Annotated in this window: 23 protein-coding genes and 1 pseudogene; 10 read left to right on the top strand and 14 right to left on the bottom strand. The window is 70.5% G+C overall.

Features of this window, described 5'->3' with window-relative positions; translation table 11 throughout:
• The first annotated feature begins 138 nt into the window (after window positions 1-138).
• Together JHY01_RS16050 and JHY01_RS16055 are read left to right on the top strand one after the other, a co-directional pair.
• Window positions 139-540 (top strand): hypothetical protein, encoded by a 402-nt coding sequence (locus JHY01_RS16050; RefSeq protein ID WP_205326671.1) that lies wholly within the window; start codon window positions 139-141, stop codon window positions 538-540.
• 200 nt (window positions 541-740) lie between these two features.
• A complete protein-coding gene (locus JHY01_RS16055; protein ID WP_205326672.1) occupies window positions 741-1,601 on the top strand; it encodes a hypothetical protein in 861 nt (286 codons plus the stop codon).
• A 159-nt stretch (window positions 1,602-1,760) separates the two neighbouring features.
• Here JHY01_RS16055 and JHY01_RS16060 read toward each other — a convergent pair whose 3' ends face one another.
• From JHY01_RS16060 to JHY01_RS16090, 7 genes are all read right to left on the bottom strand, one after another.
• Window positions 1,761-2,282, bottom strand: a complete 522-nt coding sequence (locus JHY01_RS16060) for an SUKH-4 family immunity protein (RefSeq protein ID WP_205326673.1) — start codon at window positions 2,280-2,282, stop codon at window positions 1,761-1,763.
• A 48-nt stretch (window positions 2,283-2,330) separates the two neighbouring features.
• Window positions 2,331-2,858: a hypothetical protein gene (locus JHY01_RS16065; protein WP_205326674.1), complete on the bottom strand. Its 528-nt coding sequence runs from the start codon at window positions 2,856-2,858 to the stop codon at window positions 2,331-2,333.
• Window positions 2,859-2,872: 14 nt separating this feature from the next.
• Window positions 2,873-3,415, bottom strand: coding sequence for a hypothetical protein (locus JHY01_RS16070; protein WP_205326675.1), 543 nt, complete (start codon window positions 3,413-3,415; stop codon window positions 2,873-2,875).
• On the bottom strand, window positions 3,408-3,902 hold the full coding sequence (locus tag JHY01_RS16075; RefSeq protein ID WP_374199538.1) for a hypothetical protein: 495 nt from the start codon (window positions 3,900-3,902) through the stop codon (window positions 3,408-3,410). Before JHY01_RS16075 ends, JHY01_RS16070 begins: the two co-directional genes overlap by 8 nt.
• Before the next feature lie 80 nt (window positions 3,903-3,982).
• Window positions 3,983-4,306 carry a WXG100 family type VII secretion target gene (locus JHY01_RS16080; RefSeq protein WP_205326677.1) on the bottom strand — a complete coding sequence of 108 codons (324 nt, stop codon included), beginning with the start codon at window positions 4,304-4,306 and terminating at the stop codon, window positions 3,983-3,985.
• A gap of 1 nt (window position 4,307) precedes the next feature.
• Window positions 4,308-4,712 carry a YbaB/EbfC family nucleoid-associated protein gene (locus tag JHY01_RS16085; RefSeq protein ID WP_205326678.1) on the bottom strand — a complete coding sequence of 135 codons (405 nt, stop codon included), beginning with the start codon at window positions 4,710-4,712 and terminating at the stop codon, window positions 4,308-4,310.
• Between the two features lie 246 nt (window positions 4,713-4,958).
• Window positions 4,959-5,933 (bottom strand): hypothetical protein, encoded by a 975-nt coding sequence (locus tag JHY01_RS16090; protein ID WP_205326679.1) that lies wholly within the window; start codon window positions 5,931-5,933, stop codon window positions 4,959-4,961.
• A gap of 334 nt (window positions 5,934-6,267) precedes the next feature.
• Here JHY01_RS16090 and JHY01_RS16095 point away from each other — a divergent pair, with 334 nt between their 5' ends.
• The 3 genes from JHY01_RS16095 to JHY01_RS16105 are packed head-to-tail and all read left to right on the top strand — an operon-like array spanning window position 6,268 to window position 8,539.
• A complete protein-coding gene (locus JHY01_RS16095; protein WP_205326680.1) occupies window positions 6,268-7,011 on the top strand; it encodes a LamB/YcsF family protein in 744 nt (247 codons plus the stop codon).
• Complete coding sequence (locus JHY01_RS16100; RefSeq protein WP_205326681.1) at window positions 7,008-7,655, top strand: allophanate hydrolase subunit 1; 648 nt, start codon at window positions 7,008-7,010, stop codon at window positions 7,653-7,655. The genes JHY01_RS16095 and JHY01_RS16100 overlap by 4 nt, the downstream gene beginning before the upstream one ends.
• A complete protein-coding gene (locus tag JHY01_RS16105) occupies window positions 7,652-8,539 on the top strand; it encodes a biotin-dependent carboxyltransferase family protein (protein WP_205326682.1) in 888 nt (295 codons plus the stop codon). The genes JHY01_RS16100 and JHY01_RS16105 overlap by 4 nt, the downstream gene beginning before the upstream one ends.
• Before the next feature lie 168 nt (window positions 8,540-8,707).
• Here the strand turns inward: JHY01_RS16105 and JHY01_RS16110 are convergent, their stop codons facing one another.
• Window positions 8,708-9,856, bottom strand: coding sequence for a PLP-dependent aspartate aminotransferase family protein (locus tag JHY01_RS16110; RefSeq protein WP_205326683.1), 1,149 nt, complete (start codon window positions 9,854-9,856; stop codon window positions 8,708-8,710).
• A gap of 78 nt (window positions 9,857-9,934) precedes the next feature.
• Window positions 9,935-11,884: a cytochrome c oxidase assembly protein gene (locus tag JHY01_RS16115; protein WP_205326684.1), complete on the bottom strand. Its 1,950-nt coding sequence runs from the start codon at window positions 11,882-11,884 to the stop codon at window positions 9,935-9,937.
• 315 nt (window positions 11,885-12,199) lie between these two features.
• Between JHY01_RS16115 and JHY01_RS16120 the strand changes: the two genes are divergently transcribed.
• On the top strand, window positions 12,200-13,357 hold the full coding sequence (locus JHY01_RS16120; RefSeq protein ID WP_205326685.1) for a DUF5925 domain-containing protein: 1,158 nt from the start codon (window positions 12,200-12,202) through the stop codon (window positions 13,355-13,357).
• Between the two features lie 193 nt (window positions 13,358-13,550).
• On the opposite strand, the gene JHY01_RS16125 is transcribed toward JHY01_RS16120, so the two are convergent.
• The gene (locus tag JHY01_RS16125; protein ID WP_205326686.1) at window positions 13,551-13,940 is read right to left on the bottom strand and encodes a carboxymuconolactone decarboxylase family protein; all 390 of its coding nucleotides are present in this window, start codon (window positions 13,938-13,940) and stop codon (window positions 13,551-13,553) included.
• Window positions 13,941-14,163: 223 nt separating this feature from the next.
• On the opposite strand from JHY01_RS16125, the pseudogene JHY01_RS28155 reads away from it, so the two are divergent.
• The 4 genes and pseudogenes from JHY01_RS28155 to JHY01_RS16145 all read left to right on the top strand — a co-directional run.
• Window positions 14,164-15,141, top strand: a pseudogene (locus JHY01_RS28155) (collagen-binding domain-containing protein); the annotation flags it as partial.
• Entirely contained in the window at window positions 15,134-16,165 is a 1,032-nt protein-coding gene (locus JHY01_RS16135; RefSeq protein WP_205326687.1) for an ABC transporter substrate-binding protein, read from the top strand. The pseudogene JHY01_RS28155 and the gene JHY01_RS16135, both read left to right, overlap by 8 nt.
• Window positions 16,162-17,217: an iron ABC transporter permease gene (locus JHY01_RS16140; RefSeq protein ID WP_205326786.1), complete on the top strand. Its 1,056-nt coding sequence runs from the start codon at window positions 16,162-16,164 to the stop codon at window positions 17,215-17,217. The genes JHY01_RS16135 and JHY01_RS16140 overlap by 4 nt, the downstream gene beginning before the upstream one ends.
• A complete protein-coding gene (locus JHY01_RS16145; RefSeq protein WP_205326688.1) occupies window positions 17,214-17,975 on the top strand; it encodes an ABC transporter ATP-binding protein in 762 nt (253 codons plus the stop codon). Before JHY01_RS16140 ends, JHY01_RS16145 begins: the two co-directional genes overlap by 4 nt.
• 91 nt (window positions 17,976-18,066) lie before the next feature.
• Here JHY01_RS16145 and JHY01_RS16150 read toward each other — a convergent pair whose 3' ends face one another.
• The 4 genes from JHY01_RS16150 to JHY01_RS16165 all read right to left on the bottom strand — a co-directional run bounded on the left by JHY01_RS16150 (window position 18,067) and on the right by JHY01_RS16165 (window position 21,436).
• Entirely contained in the window at window positions 18,067-19,326 is a 1,260-nt protein-coding gene (locus JHY01_RS16150) for an ABC transporter ATP-binding protein (RefSeq protein ID WP_205326689.1), read from the bottom strand.
• Entirely contained in the window at window positions 19,323-20,141 is an 819-nt protein-coding gene (locus JHY01_RS16155; protein ID WP_307814469.1) for an ABC transporter permease, read from the bottom strand. Before JHY01_RS16155 ends, JHY01_RS16150 begins: the two co-directional genes overlap by 4 nt.
• Entirely contained in the window at window positions 20,138-20,866 is a 729-nt protein-coding gene (gene modA / locus JHY01_RS16160) for a molybdate ABC transporter substrate-binding protein (protein WP_374199540.1), read from the bottom strand. Before modA ends, JHY01_RS16155 begins: the two co-directional genes overlap by 4 nt.
• 168 nt (window positions 20,867-21,034) lie before the next feature.
• Window positions 21,035-21,436: a molybdopterin-binding protein gene (locus JHY01_RS16165; RefSeq protein WP_205326691.1), complete on the bottom strand. Its 402-nt coding sequence runs from the start codon at window positions 21,434-21,436 to the stop codon at window positions 21,035-21,037.
• Window positions 21,437-21,479 lie beyond the last annotated feature (43 nt).

Raw genomic sequence — 21,479 nt, forward strand, 5'->3', positions numbered from 1 at the left:
ATGGTGATCATGTGTCCCCTTTGTAGCGAGGCACCCTCGAACCCAACCGAATAGGCATTCGTTAATCGCCGCTCGGTGGCTCTCAGCTACCAACTTAGTTCCACCGAGCGGCACCTAAAACAGGAAGGCGCTGCCTCCATGTCGTACACGACCCTACCTGAATTCAGGCTGCCCGAAAACAGTCGCGTCGGCGTTTCACACGACCGATCCGGTTATCTGCGAAGCGCCAGGCCAGCGCACCCGTACCACCGCCCTCGGCCGTATCCGATCACGTCGGACACCCTCCAGCTCCCACTCCCGACCGGCCGTCACCGCCGAGGCGAGCGCCCAGACCCCATCCCCGCCCCGGCCACTCGCGAGGCGTACGAGGCCAGGCTCCGCGAGATCGCGTTCCAGCGCTTCCTGCGGAAGTCGGCCGACCTCGCCGCCGTCCATGTGTCCCATCGCAAGCCGTCGCTCGCCGCCCGAATCGGCACGGCGTTCAAACGCGCCGTCCACGCCATCACCCGCACCCCGCGCCTCACCTCCGCGGCCCGCTGAACCCACCTCCGCCAAGACCCGGTCGCATCTTGGCGGCCGCGAGAAGAAAGGAGGATTCGTGGACGTATTCGAACCAGGCGGTTCCCCATCGGCTCGGACGAATGGCACCGCGGTCCGATCCGAGAGCTGGTCGCAGAAGCGGCCGTTCATCCGTCATTCGGGCTCAAGGAGCTCGTGGCCCCCGAACGAAAGGACCGCCGATGGCCGCGGGTAAACGTCACGAAGCCATCATCAAGCTGACAAAGGAGGTCCCCGACCTCCTTGCGAACCTCCTCGCCAGGGCAACAGGGGAGACGCTGCCGATCCACGACAGCATCCTGCCCTCCGGCGAGGCCGCGAACCTCATCGTCCCGATCGAGAGGATCTCCGACGGGGTCCAGGTGCTCTACAGCGACGGGAAGGCGCAGCTCGCTGTGGTGTTCGAGATGCAGCACGGCAAGGAACGGCGGAAGGAGTTTGACTGGCCGTACTTCACCGCTGCGCTGCGACTGGAACACCAGTGCCCAACCGTCTTGGTCGTGGTGACGGTAGACCCCACGGCCGCCAAATGGGCGCGACAACCGATCGACTTGGGGTTCGGACTGCATGTCATGAGACCTGCGGTGGTCTGCCTCAACGAGTTCGATCCGGGCGACGACATGGGGTTCATGCTCCTGTTCGCCCTCAAAGACAACCCGACCAAAGCCGAGCTGGAAGAGCTCTGGCGCGCAATCAACACCCTGGCCCCTGAACTGGCCAGCCAGTATGCTGACATCGTCGGCGTCGGCTTGGACGGGACCGAGGCCTACGAGATCTGGAGAGAACTCATGAAGATCGAAGACTTCCGCTATCAGCACCCATACGCGCAGGAGCTCCTGGCGAGGGGTCGTGAAGAAGGCCGTGCGGAGGGCGAGGCCAAGGGCGAGGCCAAGGCGATCCTTCGAGTGCTCACCGCTCGCGGTGTTGCGGTCCCCGATCGGGTGGCGAAGAAGATCCTCGCCTGCCAGGATCAGGCACAGTTGGAGCACTGGCTCGACCAAGCCGCTGTAACCAATGACATCGAACGGCTCTTCAGCGAGTAGACGATACGAGGCGGGGGGGGGGGGGGGGGGGGGGGGGCGGCCCCCCCCCCGGGGGGGGGGCCGGCCCCCCCCCCCCCCCCCCCCCCGCCTCGTTTCTCCTGGCCTCGGCCGACGGTGTGCTGGTGCCGTTCAGTGGGAAGCACGGCAGCTCACCGGCCACTATGAGGTGAGCTGGTCGAAGACCAGGGGCCACCAGGTTCCGGCCGCGAAGGCGTTGGGGTCCAGGCGGATCAGGATCTCTCGGAGGGAGGCGGCCCGTTCGGCGCGGCCCGGTTTGCCCTCATCGGCGTTGACGAACTGCTGGAAGTGGTAGAGGAACTCGATGAAGCAGCGGTAGTTGGAGTTCACGGCTTGGACGTCGCGGGGGTCGGTCTGGTCGAGCTGGAGGATGTCGCCGCTGGCGGGGTCGAGCACGTACAGGAGGTTCTTGTCGTCCTCGACCGCGCCGACCACGATGAGCCGCAGGTCGACCTTGCCGTCCTCGGTGCCGAGGCTGATCGTGTCGTAGAGGCCGGGGCTGCCGGTGAGGTAGGCGGTGTAGACGACCTCGACGTCGAGGGGCACCTCGTCGCCTTCGGGGAGGGCCGCGGCCGGGAAGCCGTCCTCGAGCCAGGCCTCTCTCGGGTACGGGATCAGTTCGTCTTCAGTCCACAGTGTTTGGTACTTCGCTGCCGCGGGCATGCGGGCCTCCTCAGGTCGGGGATGCTTTCGGGTTGCGGGACAAGGTGGTCAGGCGAAGCCGAGCGATTCGATGAGGAGGCGCCATTCGTCCTCCTCCTCGTCTTCGGGGGTCGGGTAGCCACCGACGAGGTCGATGAGCTCCCGGTAGCGCGGCCCGAAGAGGAACTCGTCGGCGAAGGCGACCGGACTGGGGGCGAGCACCCTGGTCTCCAACGACTCGCCCGTCTTGACGGCGTCGATGTACAAGTCGCCGTTGAACAGGTGCACCGCACCGGAATCGATGGCGGTGCACAGCGCGTCGCTGTAGCCGATGTTGCCGAACTGCAGCAGGTTCGGGACGGGGTCGTGCAGGTCCCCCGCCCCTTTCTTCGCGAGTTCGGCAAGGGCGCCTTCGGCATCGAGGATGTCGATGAACCCCAGGCGGGTGCTCAGGCCGTCGAAGACCCGGTACAGGTCCGCGAGCGCGGGCGGCAGGCCCGCGGGCTCGGCCGGTTCGCCGAGCTCGTAGTCCCATCCGTACCGGACGAGCTCTCCCATGCGGGGTCGCACGAGCGCCACTTTCGCCGCGAGTTCCATCCTGGACGGTCCTTTCAGTATCCGAGGACTCTGATGATGACGGGCGTGCCGTCGGGGACGCCTCTGAGCTGCCCGGCGATCTGGGAGCCGATGGTGCGGTTGGTGTAGGCGTCCATCCAGCGGAGGTTATCAGCGTGGTCGCGCCCGCCCAGCTGCAATTCGTGCACGTGGTCGGGGTCGAGTCCGTCCCCGGCCCGGTTCGCGGAGGTGCGGCCGCTGAACTTCTGGGCGATGCGCCGCTGCTCGGCCCGGTCGCCGCGGTGGCGCCCGGCGAGTCTGCGGATGGTCGCGCCCCGGTAGTCGCGGGTGATCTGCGGGTCGCGTTTGACGGGGGTCTTGCGGAGCTTGCCCTCGCGGCTGAGGCGCAGGAGCGAGTCGGCCTTCGTCCGGAAGTCCTTCTTGCTCATCTTGGAGTCGAACTTGATCGTCACGACCTTGGGTTTGACGCCGCGGCCCTTGCCCGCGCGGAAGAAGCGCGGATTGTCGATGATGCCCGCGATGATCTTGGCGCCCTTGGACACGGACTTCCGGGCGGCCCGCGTGCGCACCCTAGCCATTGAGCACCGCCTCGATCGCCATGTTGAGGAGCTGGTCGATGAGCATCGAGGTGATCATCTTGAAGATGGGGATCTCCAGGAGCGAGGCCCCGAAGGTGACCACGGCGGTGGCGATGGCCTGCGCGATCTGGATGGCGAGGGTGACGAGCTGAACGATCATCTGCAGTTTCAGGGCGAGCACGACGCCGGCGGCGATCATGAGGCCGATGCTGATGATGTTCGAGGGCTCGCCGATGTCGGCGATGTTCCGCACCGCGGACTCGCCGTCCTCCCATTCGGAGCGGAACGCGTCGATGTCCTTGCTGACGTTGTTGTCGATGACGCCTCGGGCGGCGTTCTCGAGCTGGTCGATCGCTCCGGTGAGCTGGTCTGAGAGCCTCGTCCAGTTGTCGCCGAGGTCGAAGAGCTTCGTCTCGTCCGATTCGGGCCAGTCGTAGCCGAGCATGGAGAGCAGGCTCGTGAGTTCTGAGGGCAGTTGCATACCCACTGGGGTCTCCTTCGTAAGGGGAGGAACGCAAAGGGTGATGAAGGAAGGCGCGGGGCCGGTGCCGGCGGCCGGGGCGGGGTCTAGAAGCCGAGTTCGGCGAGGAGTTCGCGGAAGATGCGGGCGGCCTCGCTGTCGGCGGCCTCGTGGTTGTCGGCCATCTCGCGAAGGTTGACGGCGTAGTCGAGGAGGTCTTCGACGTTCGACTCGATGCACTCCATGAGGGCCTCCATGCACACCTGGTGCGCGAGGTCGAGGAGCGAGCCGATCATGTCGCCGCCGAAGGAGTCGGCGAGGCCTTCGACGGCGGATCTGAATTCGTCGAAGAGGCCTTGGACCACCTCGGTCGCGGCGTCGAGCGCGTCGGCGCCCTCCCGGATCGAGTCGAGGTCGAGCTGCACCGCCATGTCAGGCCCCTCCCTGGAGTTTCTTCATGACCGCGCTGATCTGGGTGCTCATGGCGCGCATTTGGGCGAGGCCCTGGTCCTGGATCTTGGCGACGGCCTCGCCGATGGCCTCCAGGTCGGGCGCGGCCATGTCGGCCGAGAGGGACTCGGCGCGGGCGTCGAGGGCCGCGTTGACGACGTTGCGGAGCTCCTCTTCGAGGAATTCGGTGCCCTCCTTGAGGACTCGCACCTCCGTGAATTCGAGGCGCTCGACGCGGCCGTTCGCGCCGAGGATGATCCGGATACGCCCGTCGGCCGCCTCGGCGGTGACGGGAGGGACCTGATGGTCCTGCTGGGTCTGCCTGACGACGTCCAGTTGCGAGCGGGCTTCCGCCAGCTGCTGGGCGACGTCGTCCTCACCGAACATGCCGCCTCCGGGGGGCTCAATGGACTCAATGTGAGTCCCAGCATAGACCCGGAACGCAAACTTCGCGTCCCCCGAAAATGGCTGTCTACCAGGGGTTTCGGCAAGCCTGTTCACCGAGCGTCATCATGTCGACTCTGTCCATATTGGTGCGGATTCGAGCGTGCACTCCGGTCACACTGCTCGCTCCAGACACAGGGCGGCCGCCCCCGGAGGACCGGGGGCGGCCGGTTCGCGCGCGGAGGTGCTTCAGGCGCGGCCTCCGCGGAGGGCCGGCGCCTTGGCGGGATCGGGACGGTACGCGAACGGCTCGTCGCGGTCGCAGCGCAGCCAGCCCTCGCGCACATGGAGACGCGCTACCTGGACGGTGGAGCGGCGCCCGCCGCCGGGATGGGTGAAGTAGTAGAGGAAGCCCTCGTCAGGGCCCTGCGTGAGGGCCATGGCGTGGTGGCCGAGCGCCTCATCGAAAGCGCGCCTGCCGGGCCCGGCGAGGAGCGGCACGGGCTGGCGGTGCCAGTGCTCGAGGTCGGTGGAGCGGTGGACGAGGAGGCCGGACCAGCCGTCGGTGACCATCCAGTAGACGCCGCCGAGCGGGAAGACGGTGGGGCCCTCCTGGGCCTGGTCGACGACGGCGGGACCGGTCGGGGTCCAGGTGAAGAGGTCATCGGAGTCGGCGGTGTGGATGCGGCTCTCGCGGGATTCGTCTTTGAACCACATGCGCCACTTGCCGTTCGGGAGCCGGTGGACGGTGGCGTCGATGGCGCGCGCCGAATCCAGGTCGAGAGTGGAGCGGTATACCCAGTCCTCGAGGTCCGCGGAGGTGTAGTGGCGGATCTCAGCGGGGCCGGACCAGTCCTCGCGGACGCCTTCGAGGTAGGTGACGTACATGTGCCACTGACCGTCGTGGCGCAGGAGCTCGGGGGCCCACCAGGTGTCGCCGGCGGCGGTGCCGGGGAGGGCGACAGTGCCCTTGTAGGTCCATTCTCGACCGTCAGGGCTGGTGGCGCGGCCGATCTCGGTGCCGTGCACCCAGGCGACGCCCGCGTCGGCGGTGTTGGCGCGGCGCTGGGTGTAGAAGAGGTGCCAGAGGGCGCTCTCGGGGTCGAAGACGACGGTGGGGTCGGTGGGGCCGTCGAAGACGGGGTCGGCGAAGAGCGGCGCGGGGGCGCGGTGGTCCTCGGCGGGAGCGGCCTGCGGGGTCGGTGTGGTCGGACCTGTCGTCATGGATCCTCCAAGAAGTCGGCGGCCGGGAGGCGGCACCGGTGGGGTGCTTGAAACTTAGCGAAAGAAAACGCTTGCCGCAAGTCGCCCGGCGGTGCGCCGTGAGCAAGCCGCGGCCCGGCGAATCCCCGTCCACAAACCCCCACCCACCACGAGAGGGGACAATACCGCCCAGCCTTGCGCGCGGGTCCGACAAGAACCGGGCTCGGCGGCGACCGTGTCACCCGAACGTGTCGGGAAGTGGCTGCCGCCTCATCCGAACGGGTGGCTCGGGGGTGGGGTTTCTCCCCCCGTTCCCGAAGCGCCCGAATCCCTCGCGCTCCGGTACCGTTTAGGCATGGACCTCAACGCGGACCTGGGGGAGGGTTTCGGTCGCTGGGTGCTCACCGACGATGACGCGCTGCTGCGCATCGTCACGAGCGCGAATGTCGCGTGCGGTTTCCACGCCGGAGACCCGGCCACGCTGCAGCGCGTCACCGCCCTCGCCGTCTCCCGCGGCGTGCGCATCGGCGCCCAGGTCTCCTACCGGGACCTCGCCGGGTTCGGCCGGCGCGAGATCGACGTCCCCCCAGACGAACTGGCCGCCGAAGTGGCCTACCAGATCGGCGCGCTCCGGGTCTTCGCCGAGGCCGCGGGGGCGACGGTCGCGTACGTGAAACCGCATGGGGCGCTTTACCATCGGGCCGGGCGCGACCCGGGCCAGGCCGCGGCCGTGGTCGAGGGCGCGAAACTCGCGGGCGTGAGCGCGATGCTCACCCAGCGCGGGAGCGCGCTCGACCTCCTCGCGACCGAGGCCGGACTCACCGTCGTCGGCGAGGCCTTCGCCGACCGCGGGTACCTGCCCGACGGGCGCCTGGTGCCGCGCAGTCAGCCCGGGGCGCTGCTGACGCCCGCCGAGGCGGTCGCACAGGCCGTGTCACTCGCTGAAGAAGGGGTCGTGACCGCCATTGACGGCACCCGCACTCGCGTTGCGGCCGAAACGATCTGCGTACACGGCGATGGTCCAGACACAGTGGAGGTCGCTGCCTCCATCAAAGCCGCATTGACAGAGCGAGGCATCGACGTGGAGGCTTTCTCGTGAGCACCAGACCCACCGCCCACCCTCTCAGGCCGCTTCCGGCCGGGTCGCGCGGCATCCTGATCGACTGCGGCACCACCGCGGTCGCGCGCGCCTGCTACCGCTCGCTCCAGGCCCGGCGCATGTCCGGCCTCTTGGAGGCCGCCGACCTCATCCCGGGTGCGACGACCGTACTCGTCGACGGCATCGACGAGCCCGAACTGCTCGCCGCCGAACTCCCGGGCTGGCCGCTCACGGTCGAACCCGAGACGGCGGGCGAGGCCGTCGAGATCCCCGTCTGCTATGACGGACCCGACCTCGAAGCCGTAGCGCAGGCATGGGGTGTGAGCGTCGAGGAAGTGGCCGACATTCACTCCAGTGTGGAGTACGAGGCGGCGTTCTGCGGGTTCACTCCCGGGTTCGCCTACCTCGAGGGCCTGCCCGAGGAGTTCCACGTGCCGCGCCGCGACGAGCCGCGCACCGCGGTTCCGGCCGGTTCCGTGGCCATCGCCGGGCCCTACACCGGCGTCTATCCGCGCTCGAGCCCCGGAGGTTGGCAGCTCATCGCGACGATGACGAACCCGGGCCGGCTGTGGAACGAACACCGCGAGCCGGCGGCGCTCCTCGTCCCCGGCACCAAGGTGCGGTTCGCGGCGGTGCGGGTATGAGCCACATCGAGATCCTGCGCGCGGGCGTCCTCACGACCTGCCAGGACGCCGGGCGTCCAGGCTGGAAGCACCTCGCGGTGCCGCCCTCGGGGGCGGCCGACCAGCCGTCGTGGCGGCTCGCGAACCAGTTGGCGGGCAACCCGACCGGGGCATGCGCGCTCGAGACGACCCTGAACGGCTGCACCGTGAGGGCCCACCGGAACGTCACCGTGGTCGTGGGCGGCGCCCCGTGTCCGGTCACCGTGGACGGACGTCCGGAGGCCTGGGGGCAGCCGGTGAAGCTCAAGGCCGGTTCGGTGCTCGACGCCGGACCCGCCGAGGTCGGGGTGCGCTCCTACCTCGCGTTCTCCGGCGGACTGCACCCGAAGTCGAGCCTCGGATCGCACTCGACCTGCCTCCTCTCCGGCCTCGGCCCGGCGCCACTGCACGACGGCGACACCATCCCGCTCGGCCCCAGCCCCGCGCACCCCCCGCTGCCGACGCAGTGGCCCGCGCCGTGGGCGGGGATCAGCGAGGAGATCGTCATGAAGCTCCACCTGGGGCCGCGGCTGGAGTGGTTCCGGCCCGAGGCGGTCGCCGAACTCACGCGCGGCGTGTGGACGGTCTCCGAGCACTCCAACCGGATCGGGCTGCGCCTCGACGGGCACATGCTGCGTCGCAACGACACCGCGGAGCTGCCGAGCGAGGGCCTCGTGGCGGGCGCGCTCCAGGTGCCGCCGAACGGGCAGCTGATCCTCTTCGGCGCCGACCACCCGACCACCGGCGGCTATCCCGTCGTCGGCGTCGTCGGCGCCGAAGCCCAGGCCGCGGCGGCCCAGGCGAGGCCCGGCACGAGGATCAGGTTCGCCCCGGTCCCCATGCCGCACTGGAGCAAACGGCCCTGACACGACGAGCGCTCACGGTGGTTCACTCGATCGCGTGCATTCCGCGGGGGCGGCGGCGTTCTGCGGCGATTCCTGTCGGACCCGCCTGCGACGCTCGGCGTACCGTACCTCCCCCTCCAGTGGCGGGTGGGGGCTGCGGACGGCCGTTCGCGAACGACGCCGCCGACCTCAGTCCTCGAGCGCCCGATCGAAGTCCGCGATGAGGTCCTCGGCCGCTTCGATGCCGGTCGAGAACCGGATGAGGTCGTCGCCGATGCCGGCCGCCTCCCGCTCCTCGGCGGTCAGCTTCGCGTGGCTGCTGATCGCCGGGCGCGTCACCAGCGACTCGACGCCCCCGAGACTCGCCGCCGAGTAAGGGATCCGCAGCGATTTCAGCAACCGCTCGGCCGCCTCCAGTCCCCCGGCCGGCCGGAACGCCAGCATCGACCCGAACCCGCCGAACAACGCCGCGGCCCGCGCATGGTCGGGATGCGACTCCAACCCCGGATGGTGCACCTCGGCGACCGCCCTGTGCCCCTCCAGGAACCGCGCCAGCGCAAGCGCGTTCTCGCCCTGCACCCGGACTCGGATCGCGAGGGTCTTGAGACCGCGCGAGAGCAGGAACGCGGCGTGCGGGTCGAGGCTGCCGCCGTACAGCATCAGGAAGTGGCGCACCCGCTCGATCCGCTCGGCCGAGCCGGTGACGACCCCCGCGACGAGGTCCGAATGCCCGTTGAGCGCCTTCGTGGCCGAGTGGCACACCAGGTCGTAGCCGATGGTGTGCGGCCGGAACAGCATCGGGGTGGTGAACGTGTTGTCGATGATCGAGGTCAGACCGTGCTCGCGGCTGAAGCGTGCGAGCCCGGCGAGATCGCCGACCCTGACGAGCGGGTTGGTGATCGACTCGACGTAGACCGCCTTGGTCGCGGGAGTGAGTGCGGCCGCCCAGGCGGCGGGGTCGTCGGCGTCCACGAAGTCGACGCCCCAGCCGATGCGGCGGGATTCCTCCGCGAGGAGCGCGTGGGTCCCGCCGTAGATGTTCCCGGCGACGATGACGCGGTCGCCGGAGGCGAGGACGCTGGCGAGCGCGGTGCTGATCGCGGCCATGCCGGAGGCGGTGGCGACGGCGGCCTCGGCGCCCTCGAGCGCGGCGAGCTTCTCCTGGACGTAGCCCTGGGTGGGCGTGTTGGAGTAGCGCAGGTAGTCGACGCCGCCACCGGGTTCGATCTCGTAGACCGTGCCCTGGTAGATGGGGAAGACGACGGAGCGGCCGTGTGCGGGCCGGGGTTCGGCGGCGTGGACGGCGAGCGTTTCGAAGCGGATGTTGTCTGCGGTCATCGGCCCACCCTACGGTCGTTCCAGGTGCGCACGCATCTGTCTAACGACCGGTTCGCACCCTGGTGAAAGCCAGGTCGTTCAGCGTCGCTCCTGGTCGAGGCTCGCGAGATAGGCGTTGTAGACCTCGTGCGGGTCGTCCTCGGGGCGGCCCGAGGCGGCGGCGCGCTCGGCCATCCGGTCGAGGCGGCGGCCTTCGCGCTCTTCGGAGCGGGTCCACTGCGCGATGAGGACGACGATGATGATGAGGCTGGGGATCTCACCGAACGCCCAGGCGATGCCGCCCCCGGCGCGCTGGTCGGCGAGGAGGTCGCCCGCCCACGGGAAGGCGAGCTGGGTGTACCAGTCGGCGGCGATCAGGTTGGTGCCCATCATGAGGGTGAGGCCGAAGATCGCGTGGAAGACGATCGACACGAAGTACAGCAGGACCTTCGCCGGGTAGGAGAGCGGGCGCGGTTTCGGGTCGGGGCCGATGATGACCCAGAAGAAGAGGCATCCGGCGGCGAGGAAGTGCATCGTCATGAACAGGTGCCCGAAGTGCGAGCGCATCGCCCACTCGAACATGCCCGTGAAGTACATGAGGTACAGGCTGGTCAGGTAGATGAACAGGGCCACGAGCGGGCGCGAGACGAGGCGCGACCAGCGGCTGTGGATCGCGGCGAGCAGCCATTCGCGCGCTCCGCCGGCGCGGTCGGGTCTGAGGGCGCGCAGCGCGAGCGTGACCGGGGCGGCGAGCACGAGGAGGATCGGCGCGAGCATGTTCAACGCCATGTGCTGCACCATGTGCGCGCTGAACAGGACCATCCCGTACTTGCTCAGCCCGGAGGAGGTGGTGATGACGACGACCGCCCATCCGGCGATCCACAGGGCCGTGCGGTACCAGGGCCAGGAGTCGCCGCGGCGGCGCAGACGCACCACGCCCGCGACGTACGCGCCTACGAGCGCCAGCGCGGCCGTGCAGAACAGCACGGACGGGTACCAGTCGAAGGCGATGGCGGAGGCGGACAACGGGCCGGGCGTGGGGAAGCCGAGCAGCGCCGTGTTCGGGTCGGCCAGCTCCTCCGACGGCGGCGGCGTCACCGACAGGGACGAGGCCAGACCGAACGCGATCGCCATGAGCCCCAGTTCGACCGCGGCGAGCCGTGTGAAGGCGCCCCGGTCTCCGGCGGCGACGCGCGGCAGCGTGCGGCGCCGGTGCGCCCAGCCGAAGACGCCGCCGATCGCGAGCACCGCGAACTTGGCGAGCGCGATGCGCCCGTAGTCCGACTCCCACAGGTCGGTGAAGTTCACGTTGGCGCAGAACACGATCAGGCCCGAGAAGCCGATCGCGGCGTACGCGAACACGGCCGCATCGGAGTAACGGCGGGCCGCGACCAGCGGGTCGCGGCGGGCGATGAACAGCGCGAACAGGCCGCCCGCCCAGAACGCGGCGGCGACGACGTGGATGAGGAGCCCGTCGACGGCGATCTGGTGGTTCCCGTTCGACGCCGAGTGCCCGGTGAACACCGGCGGGAGTGCCGCCGCGACCGCGAGCGCGGCCGCGCACACCGCGCCGGGGATCGTGAACGCCCGCGCCGCGACCACGGCGGCGGCGGTCGCGAGCAGCATCGCGAACACGAGCGCTCGGCCTTGCTCGAATTCGTTGACATAGAACCAGACGTCCCGGGCGTGGATCTGGTCGAACGCGACCGCGTTGAGATTCGCGGCTTCGACCGGGAGGCTCGCGAAGCCGATGAGCGCCCAGATGCCGGAGGCGGCGGCGCCGACGCGCAGCCACCGCCACGACTGGCCGGTGAGCCGGGCGCGGTCGCCCTGGCGCCCGGGCAGGAAGCACGCGGCCGCGATCATGCAGCCGACCGCGGCGAGCATCGCCAGGTCGTACCCGTACTTGAGGAGGCCCGCGGCCCACGTGACGGCGGGGTCGGCGGCCGACAGGCCCGGCAGCGACGCCACGTCCACGGCCCCGCCGAGGTCGAGCGCGATCACGGCGACGGCGAGCCCCGCGAGCACCGCCGCGCAAAGGGCGAGCACACGCATTCCGGGCCGCGCCGCCCGCTGCTGCCCGCCTCGGGACGCCGTGCCTCCGCCAGGTATGGTGGCGGCGGTGTTTTGGCTGGTCTCGGTCGATGCGGTCACGTAACCCAGCATGGCTGATTGTTCCAGCTCACGCCCCACCGGGTGGGGTCAAGTCGTCTCCGGCAACCCCACGGCGAGCCCTGCGGGCGCATGTCAGCCGTCTGGGGGGTTGCAGGACACACAGTCATAAGGCACGGAGCGCGGCAGGCTTTGCCGTGCGGGCAGTCACGGCGGCGGAGACGTCGCCGTAGTTTTCTATGGTGGATCGCGATGGGAATCATCGAAAGACGCGGTGAGATCATGAACCTGCTTCAGGGGAGCGGCGGCGTGCTCGGCAACATGCACTTCACGCTCGACGGCTCGGACGATCCGTCGAACGTGCTGAACCTCATGGCTCTGGACGCGTACGTCTCCGGCGCCCAACCTCACGCGGTGGTGCGGGCCCTCGACTTGGTCGCCGACGACGTGGATCTCATACCTGAGGGCGGTTCACTCGTCCGGTCGATTTCCGGGGCCTCCTTTCTGCAACTGGTGACCGGTGACGGCTGGACGCTGCGGACGCAGCGGTGGCGGGACGGCTCGGGCCAGGCGGTCGTGACCGCGGTGACGCGCGAGCGCGCCGAGGAGATCGCCGCGTACCTCACCGACCGCACCGGTTCGGTCGAGGAGGTCGGCGACGACAAGGTCGACATGGGCTTCTGGTACCGGTCGGCGCGGGGCCCGTTCCGGTCCACCCGGTCGATCAGCGCGCCGCGCTGGCCGGAGATCGAGCGGAACTACTCCTCGAACGCCGGGTCGGCGCTGGGCAAGCTCATGGCGACGCAGGCTTCGGACGTGGCCGGGCGGCTCGTGCTGTTCCACGGCCCGCCCGGGACGGGCAAGACCACGGCGCTGCGGGCGCTCGCGCGCGAATGGGCGCCGTGGTGCCAGGTCGACACGGTGCTCGACCCGGAGGCGTTCTTCGCGGACCCGTCCTACCTCATGGAGGTCATCATCGGGTCGGAGATGGACCTGGTGATGGACGCGGACCTGAACCCGGACGAGCCGCGGCGCGGCCACTGGCGGCTCATGGTCCTGGAGGACTGCGACGAGCTGATCCGCGGCGAGGCGAAGGAGGCGTCGGGGCAGTCCCTCGCGCGGCTGCTGAACCTGACGGACGGCCTGCTCGGGCAGGGCCGCGAGATCATGGTCGCGATCACCACGAACGAGCGGCTCGACCGTCTGCACCCGGCGGTGGTCCGGCCGGGCCGGTGCCTCGCGCAGATCGAGGTCGGGGCGCTCTCGGCCCTCGAGTCGAGCGACTGGCTCGGCGGGGACACGGTGCGCGACCCGATGACCCTCGCCGAGCTGTACGCGCGGCGCAGCGGTGCCGACCCGACGACGACCGAGCCGCCGATCCCGCAGCAGCACGTCGGCCAGTACTTGTAGGTCGTACCGGTCCCATGGGGCCGCAGCCCGCTGATCGAACCCGGCCCATGTACGGCTCGCGAGCGTCGCCGAGACTGGGAACCCCCGAATCCAATCCTGCCCGCTGGGTATGGCAACCGCTGGGGCGCATCGCGATCGCGATGCGCCCCAGCGGTGTCCTCATGAGTCGGATTCGATGGTTTCGGGTCGCGGATCAGCGCTCGGCGTCGCGCGCGGCGAAGACCTCCCGTGCGGCCTCGACCGCGTTGATCGCGGCGGGGAAGCCCGCGTAGACGGCGATCTGGATGAGCGCCTCGATCACCTCGGTGCGGGTGCAGCCGGCGTTGAGGGCGCCGTTGATGTGGAAGCGCAGCTGCGGGGCGGCGTTGCCCAGCGACGCCAGCGCGCCGATCGTGACGAGCTCGCGATCGCGCAGGTCGAGTTCGGGTCGGGTCAGGACGTCCCCGTAGGCGAATTCGGCGATGAACCGGCCCAGGTCGGGAGCGATATCGGCCAGTGAGGCGACGACCGTCGGTTCGGCCTCGCCCGAGAGGTGCCGCAGGGTCTTGAGCCCGCGCTCGCGGCGTTCCCCGGGTTGATCCATATGGAATCCTCCTTGGTCATGTGGGGCCGGATTCACTTGCCCCACAACGCCAATCCTCCAGTAACCGGTCTACTGCCGCAAGCCTCACGGCAAGGAGCGGAAGGTGGCGCACGAGATCGGATATCCGGGCGTTTCGCACCATGCGACCGGTGTCGGCATTGCCAGGCTCGTCGACGACTCCTCCCACCGGCAGTCGACCACCGTCCACTTCAGGGGGAGTGCTATGCCGAAGTCGCCGTCGAATCGCAGGTCCCGCCTCCGAGCGGGTCGTCTCGCCGTCCTCGGAGCGGCCGGAGTCGTTATTGCGGCGGCTCTCGCGACTGCGGGCACCGTCCCAGTCGCGCAAGCCGTGCCAGTCACAGTGGACCCGCTCGCACCGGCGCTCGGGTTCAACGCATTCGTCGAACACGAGACGGTTCTCGTCTCGACCGAGTCCGAAGGCGGGATCGCGACGGGCGGGAACCTGGTCGTCGCCGGTTCGTACAACGTCAACATCCACGACGCGAGCACGTTCATCGCGCCGGGGGACGCGGTGCCGAGCGCGCTCGTCGTGGGCGGCCGGATCGACTTCACCCAGGACCCAGCGGCATCGGTGGTGCAGGTGCACGACTATGTGAAGGTCGGCGATCTGACCGGCGCCGAGGCGTTGAACACGGACGCCAACAACGCCTCGGTCAACACCCGCCTGGTGGTGGACGGCGCGGGCTACGACTCGACGCCGAGGATCGAGCTGAACCTGCAGCAGCCGATCGGCTCGATCGGCCCGACCTCCCCGATCGACTTCGACGCGGCCTTCGCCGAGCTCCGCTCGAACGCGGCCGACCTGTGGTCGTGCGAGGCGCACGAGGTCGAGATGCGGGACGATCAGGGCGCGACCGTGCCGAAGGGCCAGGTCCAGCAGAACCAGCAGGTCCGGATCACACTGGACGAGGGCGTCACCAACATCCTCAACGTCACCGGTGAGGACCTGAACAACATGGCGGGCATCGTCTTCGAGAACGAACCGAACGGCACCGCCCCGCTGCTGATCAATGTGGATACGTCCGGTTCGGGCGGCGAGCTCGACTGGCAGGTCGCGCCACAGGCCGGTATCAGCGGACTTCAGGCGCCGTACATGCTGTGGAACTTCAACGACACCACACGGCTGCGCATCACCAGCGGCGATACGGTCGAAGGTTCGATCCTCGCGCCCGATGCCGACTACTCCGACATCGATCCCTCCAACGTCGAGGGCCAGATCGTCGCGAAGAACGCGAGCCTCGGCGAGGTCGGCGACGTCCGCCGCAGCGGGCGAAGGCGCGACGACCTACCCGCTCACCGTCGACAACTGCGGCCGGGAGACCACCTTCGACGCCGCCCCGCAGCGCGTCGTCTCCCTCGACCAGGGCTCGACCGAGATCCTCCTCTCCCTCGGCCTCGAAGACCGCATGGTCGGCACCGCCTCCTGGACCGACCCGGTCCGCGACGACCTCGCCGACGCCAACGCCGCCGTCCCCCGACTCGCCGACGAGGCCCCCACCTACGAAGTCGTCCTCGGCGCCGACCCCGACTTCGTCACCGCCTCCTTCGGCCGCCACTTCGCCCAAGGCGGCGTCGCCGAACGCGACCGCTTCGCCGAGACCGGCATCGAGTCCTACCTCTCGCCCACCGACTGCGACGGCGACATCAGCATCAACGGCGGCGGCACCCGCACCCGGCCGCTCACCTTCGACGCGCTCTACCAGGAGATCCGCGAACTCGCCCAGATCTTCGACGTCCCCGGCCGCGGCGAAGCCCTCGTCGCCGACCTCGAAGCCCGCCGCCAGGCCGCGCTCGACGGCGTCACCGACACCGGCCTGACCGTCGCGTTCTGGTTCTCCGACCTCAAGACCCCCTACGTCGCGGGCGGCCTCGGCTCCGCCGGGATCCTCGCCGACGAGGTCGGCGCCGTCAACGTCTTCGACGACCTCGCCGACGACTGGCCCGCCACCACCTGGGAGACCTTCGTCGACCGCGACCCCGACGTCATCGTCATGGGCGACCTCAGCCGCGAGCGCTGGCCCGGCGACCAGGCCGCCGAGAAGATCGAATTCCTCCAGACCGACCCGGTCACCAAGGGCCTCACCGCGGTCGCCGAAGAGCGGTTCATCGCGCTGCACGGCGCCGAGATGAACCCGTCCATCCGGCTGGTCGACGGCCTCGAAGCCCTCGCCGAGGAGCTGCGGTCCCTCCAGGCCGCCGCGTGACGACCGCGACGGCGACGGCCGCGCCGACCCGCGGCGGGTCGCGCCCGCGCTTCGTCGGCGTCGGCCTCGCCGCCCTGGCGCTGCTGCTCGTCTCGGTCGGCGCCGCCATCACGCTCGGGCCCGCGGACGTGTCCCTCGTGAACGTGCGCGACATCCTCCTCAACCACCTCGGCGGCGCCGACATCCCGGTGCGGGTCTCGAAAGAGGCGATCGTGTGGGAGGACCGCCTGCCGCGCGCCCTCGTCGCCGCCGCGTGCGGCGCCGGGCTCGGGCTCTGCGGCCTCATCCTCCAGTCGCTGCTGCGCAACCCGCTCGCCGACCCGTACGTCCTGGGCATCTCCTCCGGCGCCTCCTCAGGGGCGGTCGTCGTCGCGATCCTCGGCGTCGGCGCCTCCGGGCTCGGCGTCCCCGGCGGGGCGTTCATCGGCTCGCTCGTGTCCTTCGCCGCGGTCCTGGGCATCGCGCGCCTCGCGGGCGGCGGCGACGACAAGCTCATCCTCGCCGGCATCGCGGTCACCCAGCTGTTCTCCGCGATCACCTCGTTCGTGATCTTCGCTTTCGCGGACTCCGACGCGACCCGCGGCGTGATGTTCTGGCTCCTCGGCTCGCTCGAAGGGGTCCGCTGGAACGGCGCCGCCCTGTGCGGCATCGCGGCGATCGCCGGGACGCTGCTCTGCCTCTCGCGCGCGCACGTCCTGGACGCCTTCGCGTTCGGCGACGACGTGGCCGCCTCGCTCGGCGTCCACGTCAAACGCGAGCGCGCCGTGCTCATCGCCGCCGCCGCGCTCCTCACCGCGACGATGGTCAGCGTCGCGGGGGCGATCGGGTTCGTCGGCCTCGTCCTGCCGCACGCCGCCCGGTTCCTCGCCGGACCGCTCCATCTGCGGCTCGTCCCCGTCACCGCGCTCATCGGGGCGATCTTCATGGTGTGGGTCGACGCCCTCTCGCGGATCGCGTTCTCGCCCTCGCCGCTGCCGATCGGCGTCAGCACCGCGCTCGTCGGCGTGCCCGTGTTCATCGCGATCATGTACCGCCGCAGGAGGACCCTGTGACCCTCCAGACCCGTGACGTCGCCTGGAACCGGGGCGGCCGCCTCGTCGTCGACGGCGTCACGCTCGACCCGCGCCCCGGGGAGACGGTCGGATTGCTCGGCCCCAACGGCTCCGGCAAGTCCTCCCTCATCCGGCTGCTCTCCGGCGTGGCCAGGCCCACCGCCGGGGTCGTCACACTCGACGAGCGGCCGCTGGCCGAGGTCCCGCGGCGCGAGGCCGCCCGAACGATCGCCACCGTCACGCAACACGCGGACACCACTGTGGACGTCACGGTGCGCGACATCGTGTGCCTGGGCCGCATCCCGCATCGCGGCGTGTTCGGCGGCGACCGGCGGGCCGACGCCGACGCGGTGTCGGAGGCGTTGGAGCGCACCGGGCTCACCGCGAAGGCGGGGGAGTCCTGGCATCGGCTCTCCGGCGGCGAGCGCCAGCGCGTCCACATCGCCAGGGCGCTCGCGCAGCGGCCGCGTGAGCTGCTGCTCGACGAGCCGACGAACCACTTGGACATCCGGCACCAGCTCGACCTGCTGCGGCTCATCACCGAACTGCCGGTCACGACGGTGGTGGCGCTGCACGATCTCAATCTCGCGGCGATGTTCTGCGATGCGCTCCTGGTGCTGAAGGACGGCCGCGCGGTGGCGGCCGGGGCCCCGGCCCAGGTGCTCACGCCCGAGCTCATCGCCGAGGTCTACGAGGTCGACGCGGCGGTCACCGTGGACGCGGTTTCCGGTCGGCCGCAGATCGCGTTCACGATCTAGGGGTCAGTGGGCCGCCGTGCCCGTCGGCGCGTCCCCGACCGGCGTGAAAGCCGAAGGCGCGCAAGCGTCTGGTGCCCGCGCGCTCGTCGGCTCAAGCCGGGTAGGTGCGTATCTCGGAGGCTTTGACGGTGGCCCAGACCCGTCGGCCCGGCTCGAGACGGAGCTGGGCCGCGGCCGCGGGCGTGACGTCGGCGGCGGCTTTGAGCGGCCCGTCGAGTTGGACACGGAGGTTGTCGCCGTGGCGGTGGACGCCCGAAACGGTTGACCGCCAGGTGTTCCGAGGGCTGCCCTCCGGGCGCTCGGGGTACAGGGCGACCGCGCTCGGCGGGAACGCGGCGAACGCGGGGCCTTCGAGCGGATCGGAGGCGACGAGCACGACCGGCCCGTCCGGTGCGCCGACGTCCTGGTGTTCGGCCGCCGGAGCAGCGCCGGCGGAGGCGTCCCCATCGGTTGCAGTGCCTGCCGGGGTTGCTCCGTGGGTACCGCGGTCGAGGACGACCTGGTGGCCTTCCGCCTTGCCCCGGTACAGGTTCAGACCGACGAGGCGTGCGATGTAGTCGGTGCGGGGCCGGGCGGTGACCGACTCGGCGTCGCCTTCTTGGACCGCGCGGCCGTCTTCGATCACGACGAGCCGGTCGGCGAGCATGAGCGCGTCCACCGGGTCGTGGGTGACCACGATTGCCGGGCCTGTGTGGCCCGTCAGGTGACGGTGGAGCTCCGCCCGGGTGTCGAGTCGGGTGCGGGCGTCGAGGGCCGCGAGGGGCTCGTCGAGCAGCAGCAGCGCCGGTTCGGTCGCGAGCGCACGGGCGAGGGCCACGCGCTGGGCCTGTCCGCCGGAGAGCTGCTTCGGTCGGCGTTTCCCGAAGTCCCCCAGGCCGACCCGGTCCAGCCATGCGGCCGCGAGCACACGGGCCTCAGCGCGACCGAGCCCTCGCCGCCGCGGCCCGAACGCGACGTTGTCGATCGCCGTCAGGTGCGGGAACAGCAGGTAGTCCTGAAAGACCACCCCGATCCGGCGCTCCTCCGGCGGCGTCCACCGGACGCCCCGCCGATCGGCGGCGCCATCGATCTGCGACCCGCCTCGCGCTGCCCTCATCCGGCCCGTCCGCGACCTCGGCCGGTCCAGAGCCTCCCCGTTCAGGACGAGATGCCCGCCCGACAACGCCTCCAGTCCGGCCAGCGCCCGCAGCGCTGTGGTCTTTCCCGCACCATTGGGCCCCAACAGGGCCACGGTCTCGCCCGGCTCGACCCGCAGCCTCAGGTCGAGCCGGAACCCGCCGCGGTCCACGACCAGGTGCGCGTCCAGGCCCGCTGTCGACCCGCCCGCCTCGGGCCTCGTCGCGGCGCTCACGGAGCGGCCGTCCAGCGCTCGCGCAGCGACGCCAGCACGATCACCGACACCGCCAGCAGGATCAGGCTGAGCACGATCGCGGCTTCCAGATCCGATTGCAGCGCGAGGTAGACCGCGAGCGGCATCGTCTGCGTGCGGCCCGGGAAGTTCCCCGCGAACGTGATCGTCGCACCGAACTCACCGAGCGCCCGCGCCCAGCACAGCACCGCCCCGGCGAGCACACCCGGCGCGACCATCGGCAGCGTCACGTGCGTGAACACCGTCCACCGGCCCGCCCCGAGCGTCGCCGCGGCCTCCTCGAAACGGAGGTCGGCCCCGCGCAACGCGCCCTCGACCGACACGACCAGGAACGGCATCGACACGAACGTCATCGCCAGCACGACCGCCGTGGTGCTGAACGGGATCGTGATGTCGAACCGCTCGTAGAGCCACGACCCGACGATCCCGTTCCGGCCGAACACGAGCAGCAGCGCCACACCGCCGACGACGGGCGGGAGCACGAGCGGGACGGTCACCAGGGCGCGCAGCACGCTCCGTCCCGGGAACTCGCCGCGAGCGAGCAGCCACGCGATGGGCACCCCGAAGAGCAGCGAGAGCGCGGTCGCGGCGGTCGCGGTGAGCAGCGAGAGCCGCAGCGCCGCGAGCATTTCCGGTTCGGCCAGCCGCGCGGGCAGTTCGGTCCACGGAGCGCGGGCGAGCAGCCCCGCGAGCGGCAGGATGAGGAACGCCAGTCCGATCACGGCCGGGGCCAGCAGCGCGGCCGGGACCCGGCGGCGTCGGACCCGCTTGGCGGACAAGGCGTTCCCCGTGCTCACGGCCGCTGGAACCCTTCGGCTTCGAGCACGGCCTGGCCGGCGTCCGACTGGACATGGGCGATGAACTCGGCCGCGAGATTCGGGCTGGTGGCCTCGTCGAGGAGCGCGATCGGGTAGGCGTTGACGGCCGAGTCGGATTCGGGGAACTCGACCGCGTCGACGGCGCCGTGCGCCGCCATGGCATCGGTGCGGTAGACCAGTGCGGCGTCGACCTGGTTGATCGCGAGCTTGGCCAGTGTCGCCTTGACGTCGGGCTCGTAGGTGGACGGGGTGATCGACGCGCCGGACGCCTCGATCGCGGTCCGCGCGGCCGCGCCGCAGGGCACCTCCTCGGCGCAGACGGCGACCAAGAGGCCGACGAGGTCATGGAGGCCGGTGATGCCCTCGGGGTTGCCTTCGGGGACGGCGATGACGAGCTGGTTGCGTGCGAAGGTCTCGGGGTCGGCGGCGGCGCCCGCGTCCACCACGCCGGCCATCGTGGTCTCGTCGGCCGCGGCGAAGACGTCGCCGGGCGCGCCCTCGGTGATCTGTGTGGCGAGGGTGGAGCTGCCGCCGAAGTTGAGCACGATGCCGGCGCGGGGATGCTCCTCCTCGAACTGGTCGGCGATCAAGGTGAAGGCCTTCGTGAGGGAGGCCGCGGCGAAGACGGTGACGGTGTTGTCGGCGTCCTCCTCGGCATCCGGGGCGCACGCGGTGAGGGCGAGCAGCGCGGTGGCGAGCGCCACCGCGGCGGCGAGCGGGCGGGTGGCGGCACAGCGGCGGGCCCGGGTCGACGCCGCCCCGCGGGACCGGCGGGGGGTGATCAGCGCGGCGGCGAGCGGAAGGCGGGAGGCGGTGCGCGCCAGGGCGGCGGTGATCCGGGCGGCAGCGGTGCTCAAGTGGACTCCTGTCTCTCAGTGATCGGCGCGTTCGACGACCACGTTCGTGGACTTCACCACCGCGGTTCCCAGCGACCCGACCTCGAGCCCGAGCTCGTCCACCGCCTCGCGGCTCATGAGGGAGACGACCCGGAACGGCCCGACCTGCAGGTCCACCTGGGCCATGACCTGATCTTTGGTGATGGCGGTGACGATGCCGCGCAAGCGGTTCCGCGCCGAGGACGACCCTGCTCCCGCGTCCGGCGCGCCGGCCCGCTCCCGCGCGAACGCGGCGAGGTCGGCACCCGAGATCGACCGCTGCCCCTGGCCCTGGTCGTCGCGGGAGGCGGCGAGGCGCCCGGAATCGATCCAGCGCCTGACCGTGTCGGCGGAGACCCCGAGCAGCTCGGCGGCCTCCCCGATGCGAAACGTCGTCACACCCTCAGCTTAACCTCGCGAATGCGAGCCTCGAAAGCCGAAG

Origin of the sequence: Glycomyces sp. YM15, assembly GCF_016918015.1 — a bacterium.
GTDB lineage: Bacteria > Actinomycetota > Actinomycetes > Mycobacteriales > Micromonosporaceae > Glycomyces.

Bases quoted from the DNA above. Each gene is read 5' to 3' on its own strand.
- JHY01_RS16050 (WP_205326671.1), top strand. From the start codon at position 139: ATGTCGTACACGACCCTACCTGAATTCAGGCTGCCCGAAAACAGTCGC.
- JHY01_RS16055 (WP_205326672.1), top strand. From the start codon at position 741: ATGGCCGCGGGTAAACGTCACGAAGCCATCATCAAGCTGACAAAGGAG.
- JHY01_RS16060 (WP_205326673.1), bottom strand. From the start codon at position 2,282: ATGCCCGCGGCAGCGAAGTACCAAACACTGTGGACTGAAGACGAACTG.
- JHY01_RS16065 (WP_205326674.1), bottom strand. From the start codon at position 2,858: ATGGAACTCGCGGCGAAAGTGGCGCTCGTGCGACCCCGCATGGGAGAG.
- JHY01_RS16070 (WP_205326675.1), bottom strand. From the start codon at position 3,415: ATGGCTAGGGTGCGCACGCGGGCCGCCCGGAAGTCCGTGTCCAAGGGC.
- JHY01_RS16080 (WP_205326677.1), bottom strand. From the start codon at position 4,306: ATGGCGGTGCAGCTCGACCTCGACTCGATCCGGGAGGGCGCCGACGCG.
- JHY01_RS16085 (WP_205326678.1), bottom strand. From the start codon at position 4,712: ATGTTCGGTGAGGACGACGTCGCCCAGCAGCTGGCGGAAGCCCGCTCG.
- JHY01_RS16090 (WP_205326679.1), bottom strand. From the start codon at position 5,933: ATGACGACAGGTCCGACCACACCGACCCCGCAGGCCGCTCCCGCCGAG.
- JHY01_RS16095 (WP_205326680.1), top strand. From the start codon at position 6,268: ATGGACCTCAACGCGGACCTGGGGGAGGGTTTCGGTCGCTGGGTGCTC.
- JHY01_RS16105 (WP_205326682.1), top strand. From the start codon at position 7,652: ATGAGCCACATCGAGATCCTGCGCGCGGGCGTCCTCACGACCTGCCAG.
- JHY01_RS16110 (WP_205326683.1), bottom strand. From the start codon at position 9,856: ATGACCGCAGACAACATCCGCTTCGAAACGCTCGCCGTCCACGCCGCC.
- JHY01_RS16120 (WP_205326685.1), top strand. From the start codon at position 12,200: ATGGGAATCATCGAAAGACGCGGTGAGATCATGAACCTGCTTCAGGGG.
- JHY01_RS16125 (WP_205326686.1), bottom strand. From the start codon at position 13,940: ATGGATCAACCCGGGGAACGCCGCGAGCGCGGGCTCAAGACCCTGCGG.
- JHY01_RS16135 (WP_205326687.1), top strand. From the start codon at position 15,134: ATGCCGACTACTCCGACATCGATCCCTCCAACGTCGAGGGCCAGATCG.